The 12,154-nt window shown below is 65.9% G+C and carries 9 protein-coding genes and 1 tRNA gene; 4 read left to right on the top strand and 6 right to left on the bottom strand.

Features of this window, described 5'->3' with window-relative positions:
• The first annotated feature begins 3 nt into the window (after window positions 1-3).
• Complete coding sequence (locus tag V6M63_RS17205; RefSeq protein ID WP_332743852.1) at window positions 4-2,049, top strand: autotransporter assembly complex protein TamA; 2,046 nt, start codon at window positions 4-6, stop codon at window positions 2,047-2,049.
• Window positions 2,050-2,060: 11 nt separating this feature from the next.
• Window positions 2,061-6,161: a translocation/assembly module TamB domain-containing protein gene (locus V6M63_RS17210; RefSeq protein WP_332743854.1), complete on the top strand. Its 4,101-nt coding sequence runs from the start codon at window positions 2,061-2,063 to the stop codon at window positions 6,159-6,161.
• Between the two features lie 4 nt (window positions 6,162-6,165).
• On the opposite strand, the gene V6M63_RS17215 is transcribed toward V6M63_RS17210, so the two are convergent.
• Window positions 6,166-6,789, bottom strand: coding sequence for an FMN-dependent NADH-azoreductase (locus V6M63_RS17215; RefSeq protein WP_332743856.1), 624 nt, complete (start codon window positions 6,787-6,789; stop codon window positions 6,166-6,168).
• 130 nt (window positions 6,790-6,919) lie between these two features.
• Between V6M63_RS17215 and V6M63_RS17220 the strand changes: the two genes are divergently transcribed.
• Together V6M63_RS17220 and V6M63_RS17225 are read left to right on the top strand one after the other, a co-directional pair.
• Entirely contained in the window at window positions 6,920-7,891 is a 972-nt protein-coding gene (locus tag V6M63_RS17220) for a LysR family transcriptional regulator (protein WP_332743858.1), read from the top strand.
• Window positions 7,882-7,956, top strand: a tRNA-Arg gene (locus V6M63_RS17225). The genes V6M63_RS17220 and V6M63_RS17225 overlap by 10 nt, the downstream gene beginning before the upstream one ends.
• A 25-nt stretch (window positions 7,957-7,981) precedes the next feature.
• On the opposite strand, the gene V6M63_RS17230 is transcribed toward V6M63_RS17225, so the two are convergent.
• From V6M63_RS17230 to V6M63_RS17250, 5 genes are all read right to left on the bottom strand, one after another.
• Window positions 7,982-8,332, bottom strand: coding sequence for a hypothetical protein (locus V6M63_RS17230; protein WP_332743860.1), 351 nt, complete (start codon window positions 8,330-8,332; stop codon window positions 7,982-7,984).
• A 181-nt stretch (window positions 8,333-8,513) separates the two neighbouring features.
• Window positions 8,514-8,798: a hypothetical protein gene (locus V6M63_RS17235; RefSeq protein WP_332743862.1), complete on the bottom strand. Its 285-nt coding sequence runs from the start codon at window positions 8,796-8,798 to the stop codon at window positions 8,514-8,516.
• Window positions 8,799-9,211: 413 nt separating this feature from the next.
• Window positions 9,212-9,757 carry a hypothetical protein gene (locus V6M63_RS17240; protein ID WP_332743864.1) on the bottom strand — a complete coding sequence of 182 codons (546 nt, stop codon included), beginning with the start codon at window positions 9,755-9,757 and terminating at the stop codon, window positions 9,212-9,214.
• Between the two features lie 40 nt (window positions 9,758-9,797).
• On the bottom strand, window positions 9,798-10,694 hold the full coding sequence (locus V6M63_RS17245; protein WP_332743865.1) for a hypothetical protein: 897 nt from the start codon (window positions 10,692-10,694) through the stop codon (window positions 9,798-9,800).
• 1 nt (window position 10,695) lies between these two features.
• The coding region (locus tag V6M63_RS17250; RefSeq protein ID WP_332743867.1) for a hypothetical protein at window positions 10,696-12,154 on the bottom strand (1,459 nt) is incomplete at its 5' end.

Below are 12,154 nucleotides of genomic sequence, written 5' to 3' on the forward strand. Positions count from 1 at the left end.
GGCATGAAATGTTCTGTTCCGGACTCCGCCCGCTGGGTGGGGTCTCTCCTGCTTTGCGGGGCCGCGCTGTGGCCGCTCGTGCAGCCGCAGGCCGCGTGGGCGCAGGCCGTTGAGAGCCTGCCCGAGGAGCCCGCAGACGCGGACGTGCCGACACCGGCTCCCGGCGCGAGCACCCCGCGCGAGCGCACCGCGCCGCGCACACCCCGCCCGCCGGCCGCGCCGCGCTTCGAGATCGACCTGCAGGCGCCCGACGAGGTCCGCGAATTCCTGCTGCGCCACATCGAACTGCAGCGCTTTCGGCTGCTGCGCAACCTCGATGCCAACGAACTCGCCCGCCTGCTGGCCGCCGCGCCCGCCAACCTGCGCGAGCTGCTCGCCACGCTGGGGTACTTTTCGCCGCTGGTGGATGTGATCGGACCGCCCGCCTTGACCGAGGCCGCCGACACGGCCGCCGCGGGCACCGGCGCGACCAGCACCCGGCCGCTGGGCACGGTGACCATCCGCGTCGCGCCCGGTCCGATCACCCGCGTGGCCACGGTCAACGTGTCCTTTGTGGGCGACATCGCCACCGCGCCCGAAGCCGCCGAACAACGCGAGACCATCCAGCGCCAGGCGCGGGTGATGCAGGGCCTGCCGTTTTCGCAGAGTGACTGGGACCGCACCAAGGACGCGGCCTTGCGCGCCCTGATCGCGCGGCGTTACCCGGCGGGCCGGGTGCAGAACAGCCTGGCCGACATCGACGCCGACAACCGCCAGGCCCACCTCTACATCGAGCTCGACTCCGGCCGCGCCATGCGCATGGGCGAGGTGGTGGTGGAGGGCGCCGAACGCTACGACAAGACCACGGTGGAGCGCCTGGTGCGCCTGTCGGGTGTGGTGCCCGGCAGCGACTACGACCTGGCCCGGTTGCAGACCGCGCAGCAGCGCCTGATCGAAAGCGGCTACTACGACTCGGCCTTCGTGTTCGTGGAGCCGAGCATGGACGGCGCGTCCTTGCCGGTGAAGGTGCAATTGCGCGAAAGCCTGCGCCAGAAGCTGGTGCTCGGTGTGGGCGGCAGCACCGACAGCGGCGCGCGCCTGTCGATCGAACACACGCACCACAGCGTGCCAGGCATCAACTGGCGTGCCGTGAGCGTGCTCAAGTTCGAGCGCGTGGACCAGCTCGCCAGCACCGACTGGAGCTCCCCGCCGAACAACGACGGCTGGCGCTGGATCGCCGGCGGGCGGCTGCTGCGGGAGCAGGACGACTTCAACATCACCACCAGCCAGCGGCTGCGCGCCGGCCAGTCGCAGGTCGGCATCGAATACGACCGCAGCTTCTATTTGCAGTACGACCGCGCGAGCGTCTTCAACGAAGCCACGCAGACCTTGCGCACGGCCGAGGCCAACTCCTCGATCACCGCCAACTACGCCTGGACGCGCCGCCGGTTTGACGACCCGATCTCGCCCAACTCGGGCTATGGACTGGCCGTGGAGCTGGGCGTGGGCTACACGCTGGGCACGACCCGCCTGCCGTTCACGCGCACGCAGGCGCGCTGGCTCGGCTACTGGCCGCTGGGCGACCGCTCGCCGCCACCCGAGCCGAAGGTGGGTGAAGCACGCGTGGTGAACCCAGCGAGCAACCGCACCAACCTGGGCCGCCTGGCGCTGCGCCTCGAGGGCGGCGCGGTGCTCGCCAAAACCAGCGCCGCCATTCCCGACACCCAGCTCTTCCTCACCGGCGGGGACGCCACGGTGCGCGGTTACGGCCTGCGCGACATCGGTGTGCGCCAGCCTGACGGCAGCGTGCTGCCCGGGCGCTACAAGGGCGTGGTGAGCCTGGAATGGCAACGCCCCATCTTCAACGCCAACGGACGCTCGCCGGTGGAGAGCGTGCTCTTCATCGACGGCGGCGCCGTGGCCAACCGCGCGGGTGACCTCAAGCCGTTGTGGGGCGTGGGCACCGGCGTGCGCTACAACAGCCCGGTGGGACCACTGCAGCTCGACCTGGGCTACGGCCTGGAGACCAAGCGCTTGCGCCTGCACCTCAACGTCGGTTTCACCTTCTGAGGTCTGGCTGGATGAGTTCCGAGACCCCTCCCCGGCCAACCCAGCGCTCGCGCAGCGGCTGGCGCAGGTTCGCGCTCTGGTTGCCTGTGGCGCTGCTGGGGTTGCTGCTGGCGGCGGCCGTGGCCGTGTGGGTGTGGGCCGGCACGGCGGGGTCGCTGGCGCAGGCCATCGGCTGGGGCCAGTCCTACATGGCCGACCAGGGGCCCAGCGCGGGCACGCTGAGCGTGGCCGAGGTGCAGGGCAGCCTGCGCAACGGTGGCGAGATCGGACGCCTGCAATGGCAGCGCGACGAACTCACCGTGCAGGCCACCAGCGTGCGCATTGCGCTGGACAACCGCTTCTGGCTCGACGCCCTGCTCGCGCGTGGTCTGCGCCTCTCGCAATTCGACATCGGCCGCCTGCAGATCACCGACCGCCGACCGCCCACACCGGTGGAGCCGCTGCAGCCCATCACCCTGCCCATGGCCGTCACCCTGCCGTGGTCGGTGGGCGAACTGGTGCTCGACGGCAACCAGGAGGTCTCGCTCAGCGGCCTCAAAGGCCAGTACCGCTACCGCCCGGCCGACAGCGTGTGGAAGCTCGGCGTGGCCGACGCCCACCAGCTCGATCTGGAGAACCTGCGGGTGGCCGGCGGCCTCTACCAGATCCAGGCCGTGATGGGGGCGCAGGCACCGATGCCGTTGCGGGTGGACGCGCAGGGCGAGGTGAAGGCCACCGTGCCCGGCGGCGAAGACCTCGTGCTCAAGGCCATCGCCAACATCACCGGCCAGCTCGCCGAATCGGACGCGGCACTGGACGCCACCGCCAGCCTGACCACCAGCGCAGCGAACGCCACCGACGCGCCCGTGCTCGACGCCACCGCGCGCATCCGCCCCTGGAAGACCCAGCCCGTGGAGTCGGCCAACGCGCGCATGAACCGGCTCAACCTCGCCGCACTCTGGCCTCAGGCCCCGGTCACCGAACTCAGCGGCACCGTGACAGCACAACCCGAGGGTGAGGCCTGGCGCGCCGAGGTGCGCCTGACCAACGCCGTGCCCGGCCCCGCTGACAAGCAGCGCCTGCCGCTGCAAAGCCTGCAGGCCGATCTGGAGCAGCGCGGCGCGCGCTGGACGCTCACCAACCTGGACGCCCAACTCGGCGGTGGCCGCCTGAGGGGCCAGGGCTGGCGCGAGCCGGCGGCCTCGCCCCTGGGCGACTTTCAGGGCGAGCTCACCGCCAGCCGCATCAACCCCGCCGCGCTGTGGAGCAGCATTGCGCCGGCCGCGCTCGACGGCACCGCCTCCGTGCGCGCGGTGAACGCCGAATCCGCCAACCCGGCGATCGACATCAACGCCGTGGTGAAGCCTTCGGGCACCCAGCCCAAGGCCGGCCAGCTCGCCGGCCTGCGCCTGCGCGACCTGCATCTGCAAGGCCGCTGGACGCCCACACCCGCCAACCCTGCCCTCGGCGTGCTCGACTTGCGCAAGCTCAGCGCCGGCCTGGCCGATGCCACGCTGGACGGCCAGGGCAAGCTCGACGTGGGCGCGCGCAGTTTTGAAGGCCAACTTGCGCTCCAACTGCCCGGCGCCCAGGGCGACTGGCAAGGCCGCGTGGCCCATGCCCAGGGCAAGGGCGAGTTGAACCTGGCGCTGGACGACGCCTCGCGCGTGCTCGCCTGGGTGCGCAGCCTGCAGACGCTGCCCGTGGTCGGCCCGCTGTTGCGCGCGCAACTCGAGGCCCAGCCCGGCCTGCAGGTCGAGGGCAGCGCCCGCCTCGGCGCAACCTGGGACGGTGGCCTGGGCGTGCTCGGTTACCCCGCACCGGTCACGGGTGCGCCTGCCGCCGCGCCGCCGCGCGTGCAAGCCCGCCTTCAAACGCCGCGCCTGGCCATCACACGCGGCACAGCGGCGCGGGCGGCCGACCCGGCCACCGGCGCCGACGCCGTGGTGGGCACGCTCCAGGCCCTGAGCCTGACCGACCTGAACCTGCAAGCCAGCGGGCCACCGCACCAGCTCAACATCACCGCCACCGGCCAGGCCGAACTTGGGCCCTGGCGCGGCACGCTGGACACCCAGGGCACGCTGCAGCTCGGCAGCGCGCAGAAGCCCGACATCGACAGCGGGCGGCTGGACCTGACCCGCTTGCAGCTGCGCGCCACCGACAGCGCGCGCAAGGACCGCGTGGTCGACTGGACGCTGCAGACCGTCGCCGCGCTCGGCCTGCGCTGGCAAAACGCGCGCAGCGCCATCAACCTGCAAGCCGACGCCGGCCAGCTGCGCCTGCAACCCTCGTTCAGCAGCCGCGCGGGTGGCGCACCAGCAACCACCCCGGCCACCACCGCGCCCATGACCCTGGCCTGGGAACAACTCAGCTGGCAACAAGGCGCGCTGCTCACGCGCGGCCAGCTCACCGGCCTGCCACTGTCATGGATAGACGCACTCACCACCGCCGAAGGTGCGCGCAGCGGTGCGCTGAGCCAGGCCGGCCTGGGCGGCGACGTGGTGTTCGACGGCAGCTGGGACCTCTCCTTGCCGGCCGATGCCAGCACACCACCGCGCCTGAGCGCGCAACTGCAGCGCCGCAGTGGCGATCTGTCGGTGCAGACCGATGGCGCGTTCGAACAAAACACCACCTCCACCCAGCGCCTGCAGACCGGCGTGAAGGAAGCTCGCCTGAGCGTGACCACACAAGGCGCCAACGTGCAGGCCAGCCTGCGCTGGGACAGCGAGCGCCTGGGCCAGGCCAGTGCCGACCTCGGCACCACGCTGAGCCCACCCGGCGGTGACCAGACGGCCTGGCACTGGGCGGCCAATGCGCCCCTGCGCGGCACCCTCACGGCCAGCCTGCCCCAGGTGGGCGTGTGGTCGGCGCTGGCGCCGCCGGGCTGGCGCGTGCGCGGCACACTGGCCGCCTCCGCCACGCTCAGCGGCACGCGCGCCAACCCCCTGTGGAACGGCACCCTGCAGGCCGACCAGCTCGCGCTGCGCTCCATCGTCAACGGCATCTCGTTCTCGCGCGGCGAACTGCGCGCCACGCTGGCCGGCGAGCGCGTCACCATCGAGCGCTTCTATCTGCAGGGCCGTGGTGGCGCCGAGGCGGGTGGCACGCTGCTGGCCAGCGGCACCACCGAGTTCCGCCGCGTCACGGTGGACGGCGTGAGCCAGCGCCAGCCCTACATCAACCTGCAGGCCACCGCCACCAAGCTGCGCGTGTCCTCACGCGCCGACCGGCGCCTCACGCTGTCGGGCCAGTTGCAGGCCGAGCTGGTGGGCACGGCGCTGCAGATCCGCGGCCGGCTCCTGGCCGACTCCGCCCTCTTCGTGCTGCCCGACGAATCCACCCCCAGCCTGGGCGCCGACGTGGTGGTGCGCGGCACCGAGACCGCGCTGGAGACGCCGGGCGCCTTCCGCGTGCGGCCCGACGTGTTGGTCGACATCGACCTCGGCGACGATTTCCAGGTGAGTGGCCAGGGCCTGCAGACGCGGCTGGCCGGGCAGATCAATGTGCGCAGCACGCCCGAGCTGCCCACGCCGCGCGTGCTCGGCGACGTGCGCACCGTGCGCGGTTCGTACCGTGCCTACGGACAGCAGCTCACGATTGAAAATGGCGTGCTGCGCTTCACCGGGCCGTACGACAACCCCACGCTGGACATCACGGCCGTGCGCCCCAACACCAGCCAGCGCGTGGGCGTGCAGATCAGCGGCACCGCGCAGACGCCGCGCGTGCGCCTGTTCTCCGACCCCGAACTGCCCGACAGCGAAAAACTCGCGTGGCTGGTGCTGGGTCGCCCGGCCAGCGGCGCCGGAGCAGAGGCCGCCGTGTTGCAACAGGCGGCGTTGGCCCTGCTCGCGGGCCGCGGCGGGCGCCTGGACGGCGGCCTGGCCAGCGCGCTGGGTCTGGACGAAGTCTCGTTCGCCGGCAGCGCCACCAACGCCGACGGTTCGGCCGCTTCGGCGGCGCTCACGCTGGGCAAGCGCCTGTCCAACAACCTGTACCTCAGCTACGAACGCAGCCTGGCCGGCGCGCTGGGCACGGTGAGCATCTTCTACGACGTGTCACGCCGCCTGACGGTGCGAGCGCGTGCTGGCGAAGAGAACGCGCTCGATCTCATCTTCACCATTCAGTACGACTGACCGCTCAGGCCAGTGCGGCCTCGGCCGTGTGGCTGGCGATCTCGCCTTCGGCGTTCGTCAGCGCCTGCGCCTTGGCATCCGGACCCATGGCCACACCTTCGGCGCGCACGAAGCGCACGTCGGTGATGCCGATGAAACCCATCACGGTCTGCAGGTAGCTTTCCTGGTGTTCCATGGCGCGGCCACCTTCGCTGGTGGAATACACGCCGCCGCGGGTCAGCGCCACGATCACCGTCTTGCCGCCCGCCAGGCCTTTCGGGCCCTTGTCGGTGTAGGTGAAGGTGCGGCCGGCCTGGGCGATGCGGTCGATCCAGGCCTTGAGCTGGGTGGGGATGGTGAAGTTGTAGAGCGGCGCGCCGATCACGACCACGTCGGCCGCGAGGAACTGGCTCACCAGCGCTTCGGACAGCGCGTTTTCACGGCGCTGCACCTCGGTGGTGGCGGCCTGGCCGGTGCGGAAACCCAGCGCGTCGGCGCTCAGGTGGGGCACCACGTCGGCGGCCAGATCGAGGTGTTGCACCTGTGTGCCGGGGTGGGTCGCCACCCAGGCGGCCACAGTCTGGGCGGTGAGCTGGCGGGAAACGGACTGGTCGCCGGTGATGGCGGAATCGATGTGCAGCAGTTGCATGAGGTGCTCCAGAGAACGGGGTTACCACGCGAGTGGCGATGGATAGATTCTGAATTCCGACCGAATATTTGATAAGTCGGCAAAATCACGCCAGACCGTTCCATCAACAGGACAATGAAGGCCGATTTCCATGCAAGACCTCAACGACATGCTGTATTTCGCCGAAGTGGTCGAGCGCGGCGGCTTTGCCGCGGCGGGCCGGGCGCTGGGCCTGCCCAAGTCGCGCCTGTCGCGCCGCGTCGCCGGGCTGGAGGCCCAGCTCGGCGTGCGCCTGCTCCAGCGCACCACGCGCAAGCTCTCCTTGACCGACGTGGGCGAAACCTACCTGCGCCACTGCCAGGCGCTGCGCGAATCGGCCCAGGCCGCGGCCGACGCCGTGGCCCACGCGCAGACCGAACCGCGCGGCACCATCCGCGTGGTGTGCCCCGTCACCCTGGCACAGACGGTGCTGGCCGACGTCATGCCGATCTACCTCGCGCGCCACCCGCAGGTGCGCGTGGAAATGGAAGTGAACAACCGCGTGGTCGACCTGGTGAAGGACGGCGTGGACGTGGCGCTGCGCGTGCGCCTCACGCTCGAAGAGAGCGGCAGCCTGGTCGTCAAGCGGCTGGACGAGGCGCGCTCGGTGCTGGTGGCCAGCCCGGCCCTGCTCGCACGCCAGGGCACGCCCACCACGCTGGAGGAGGCGGGCCGGCTCGACAGCGTCGCGATGTCGGCCGTGGATGGTCTGGTCAGCGTGCGCCTCACCAACGCCGAAGGCCGCGAAGCCGTGCTCCAGTACCGACCCCGCTTCATCGCCGACGACCTGCTCACCCTCAAGCTCGCCGTGCTCGGCGGCACCGGCATGTGCTGGCTGCCCGACTACATGTGCGAGGACGAGCTGCGTGACGGCCGGCTGGAGCGCCTGCTGCCCGACTGGTCCACACAGGTGGGCGTGGTGCACGCGGTGTTTCCGTCGCGCCGTGGCCTGACGCCGGCCGTGCGCAGCTTCCTCGATTTCCTGGGGGAATACGTGCCGGTTTGCGGCAATGTGCTGCGCCTGCCGGCAGCCGCTCGTTCAGGACAGCCCCCGTACAATGCGGGCTCGCTTTCGCGGCCATAGTTCAATGGATAGAACGGGCCCCTCCTAAGGGCCAGATGTAGGTTCGATTCCTACTGGCCGCACCAAGCCATGCAGGCTGGCCGCCCCTGATCAACGAAAGGCGCGTCCCAGCAACACGCCCACCACGAGCCCCGTGAACACCGCGATCAGCGGATGGGCGCGAATCTCCCCCCGCAAGTTCTCGGCCGACTCCACCGCCACATCACGCGCCTGCAATGCCTGGCGCTTCACCTGCGTGCCAGCCGGCAACCAGCCCGCGTTGGCGGGGTGCAGGTGCAGCTCTGCCTCGTGGGTCATGTTCTCCACACGGTCGTTGACGCCTTGCAGCAGGTGTTTGGTGATCTCGCTGCCGTGCTCGGTCATGCCGGTGTGGCCCCGCTCGCGCACGACCTCGGTGCTGGGGATGCCGGCGAGGGGAAATGCGGTGGTGGTGGTGTTCATGTGAGTCTCCAGGTGGTCCGCGAGGCGAGACCGGAACCCCACAGGAGGGATGGCGGGGTGCGGGGTCTGTTCGTTGACGCACGGCGGCCGGGACAAATGCCACGGGTTCGCTTCCCCGGGCTTCCTACTTTCGATTTGTATGGCAGGAGGGGGCAGGTCATGCTCACCGTCATTCTGATGATCATGATGCTTCGCGCGGCGAGCTGATGGCAATCTGCAAACTGACCAAGCAACCATCATCCATGGTGACCGTCGAAAAGTCTTTCAATCTGGCAAAGTAAAAATTGCCGTCCTCCGCATCAATGTCTGCAGAAATAACATTATCAGTCAAGGCCCAGCCGTTCCGCTCAAGAATGGCAAAGATGAAGTCCTTGCTAATGCAATTCCGTTTGATGGCAAGGGTGTGATCGACGGCGAGTGATTTTACATACGCTCCCGATTCATTGACCAATGGATTGGGGGGCAAGATCTGTCTTGTTCGGCCCAAAAAGGACAGGTCGACGATAGGATCGGCGAAGTGAATCTTGAGCCGGATTTCGTCATTGATTTTTGGATGACATCGTGAACATACCGGGATTTTTGATGTGGATCCATGCCTCTCTCAATAAGCATTCTTTGCACTGAAGGCGGATAGTCTTCATCAGGAGGGACCAATTTGGCACCAGTGATACTCTCGATAGAATCTTGTGTCACCGGGGTTGCGCTGAAAGAGGACAGCCTCTCAAAGATCGCCAGTGCTTTATCCATGGTCTGATGTCGGGGTTCAGCAGTTTGAGCCAACATATAAATGGCAAGCAAAATAAGTGCATTGCGAAAAGCGATTTGGCAATCATGGTTCTAGGTAAGGTGGGCGATTGAGGAGGGGCTCCGCGCAACCAGCTATTGGTTCGCTGCAGGCGCTTTCTCGGGCATCAGGCAGGAGAAACCACGCCGCGTAGGCGCGGGCCTTGGCTCGTTGGGAACGCGCTCCAGTTCCCCCGTAGACAACTGACGCCAGACCCCGGTAGCACAACGTCCCCTCACCACATTGCCGTCGGCGGTTCGCGTCGTGGGTACGCCCTCGGATTTCACCAAGTAATGCTCTCCCTGGCGAGGCGTGAAACTCGAAAAGGAATGGCACTGCACCATGTTGATGGGATACGGCGCGGCAAGGTGGCCTTCATGGGCCACTTCGGTGAGCACGTCCGGTTTGAGCCGAACGGGCTCATTGGCATCCACTGCCGTTCTTCCCCAGTAGCACCCCGTGTGATCACTGTTCACAAGGAAAAACCGGGATGAGCCGACCGCCGTCGCAGCAGGCTCCGACTCCTTCGGAAATACATACTGCTTTCCGGCTGACTGGCATCCGGCCAGTGCGAGGAAACTGAGGCAAAGAGGCAGCAACAAGGCGCCTGTGCGCTGGAAAGAATTTTCAATGACTGTCATGACGGGGGTGAGGGTCACAGTGGAGTGCATGGGTTGTTGGCTATTCGCTGATGAGGCAAAGAATGGACTTCCAGTTGCCGGCAATGGGCTGCTTCAACACATAGCGTTGCTTGATGATGGCCAGCTCCAATCGGAGGATCGAAATGTTGGCAAACAGATCGGTTCCATCCGATTGGTTGCTCGCGAGCTTGGCATCTGGATCACGCACCTGATCAAAGAAGTTCTGGAAGTGCTGTTCTGCATCTCCACTCAGCGGCGCGTCACCGGCCGCCTGAATATCCTCGATGAGGCGTTTGAGCCACTGTTCGTGCACATAAGTGAACTTGAACTTGCGGCGGCAGTTTTTGAAAAAACTTGCAGCCTTTTCGACATCGCCGGCGATCAATGACAAGCGCACGCTGCGCAAATATTCGCTTTGTGCGACGTAATCCCAGAATTTCAAACCTCCATGCATGGCGGATTCCGCTATTTCATCTGCTGCGAGAAGAAGTGATGTGGTGTCGAGTTCATTGTTATCGCGCAAAGCCCAAGCAAAACAACCACCGGCAAGCGTACTGCCATGATTGCCGGGATATACCCCTTCGTTGCACCAGCCTCTTTTTTTTAGCTCAATGTCGTGCTCTTCCCCATCAGACTCGGGATCAATGGTAAATCGCACATCGCGGAGCGCTCTATCCGCCGCTTCGACAGCCCATGAAAGGTAGATGCGAAAATATTCATGAATTTGTGTGACAACTCCTATGTCAATGGCGGAGGCCAAATCCTCCTCCATCATGCTATTAGGATTGAAACTGCGATCCCAGTTTGCAAATCTCCCTCCATTTTCGGAAACCCATTGCATTACGCCGGGATGCCCCCATGGCATTCCATGTTTGTCTTTCTTTATCTGCATGAGATCAAGAAATTGTGCATTCCATTGTGGCAAATATGTTGGCATATCAATTTCTGGTAAAAGTTACGACTCTGGAAACACTATTCTCCAATCGATTTAACAGCACGTCATCGATGCGACCTGCTGCTTTTGCCGCATTACCTGTTGTCGTGTACAGCTCAACAACATAGGACTTATCCCTAATTTGCTCGAGTAGAGCCGATCGTGCCGGACTCCGCGGCATTGCCAAAATGCTTTTCTCAATAACTCCCAAATTTCTCTGTAAGGTCTTCACATTGTTTTCCCCCAGCGCGGTGAGCACACTGTCGCCTGCCTTCGCTTCGCCGATCACCAATTGAGGCTTTCCATTGACCATTTTCGCGTAGGCCAAGTCGATGCCTTGTGCTCCGATCTTCGAATCAAACACGGCAATGAGATCCTTGCCCGCCTCGTCCTTCACGAACTGAAGGGCTGAGCTCTCCAGGTTCGCACCGGTCTTCATGATGTCCACTTCCGCCTTGAAGGCGTATTGCGCTGGCGCCTCGAACGCACGGACCGCGTTGCCACCGAAGTCTTCGACCACGCCCAGGGGTTTGGCCAGAGTGCTGGTTGAACCTTCAAGTAGGCGGACACCCAAAGCCTGGGCCGACGTGAATGCCGCGCCCAACAGTTTGTTGGCCAGCAAGAATTCCTCGATCGTCGTGTCTGGCGAGATCGCCTCTCGTTCAGCATAGAAACCCTGCAACTCGACGATGCTGCGCTTTTCTTCACTGGTGCACATCCTCGGCGTCGAACAAGCCGCGATCAGCTCATCCAATGTGGCTCTGAGAGAGGGTTTCTCAAACACGCTTGCGCACTGGTCTTTTATCAAGCACGCGGCAGCCGTTTCCTCTTGGCGCTTTTCCAGTTCGGCGTACTCCTCGATCACCTCTTCTCGCTCGGCAGTGCTCTTGGCATCGGTCAGCCTGCGCTGCTTGTCCCGCGCCTGGAGGTGAGTCAGATAGTTGTTGACGGTGGCGGTATGCGTCACGCTGGCTGCATCGAATGCCGCGCCAAGCAGGGTCGAAGCCGCGGTCATCAACGACTTGAAATCCTGCTCGGTCCTGGGGTCGTCTGGCGTGATGCCCTGGCTATTGAGGTATTCCTCCAGCACCGGCAACATCTGCTCGTTGAGCATGGCCGCCACCACGGCCTTGGCCGGATCCGTTCCCGCCACCTCGGCCTGGATCAGGCCCGCCACGCCGTGCAGCGCCGTCTTCTGCCAACTGCCATCGGGCCAGCCTTGCGATTGCGCCACATCCCCGATGACGTTGGTGACCACCGCGCCGATGTAGTTCGCCGCGATCTGGTTCTCGCGTGCCTTCTCCTGCTCGGCCTTGAGTTCCTGCGCCTGCTGCAGCGTGAGCACGTTCGTCAGTGCTTCGTTGGCCGTGCTGGCGTCGCGGTTGGTGAGCATGGCCACGTTGTCGGCGCTGGTCGCATCCGTTGCGCCCGAGTCGCTGCCGGTAATGCTCACATTGGCCGGG

The sequence above is a fragment of the Hydrogenophaga sp. genome, assembly GCF_036675665.1.
Classification (GTDB): Bacteria; Pseudomonadota; Gammaproteobacteria; order Burkholderiales; family Burkholderiaceae_C; genus Hydrogenophaga.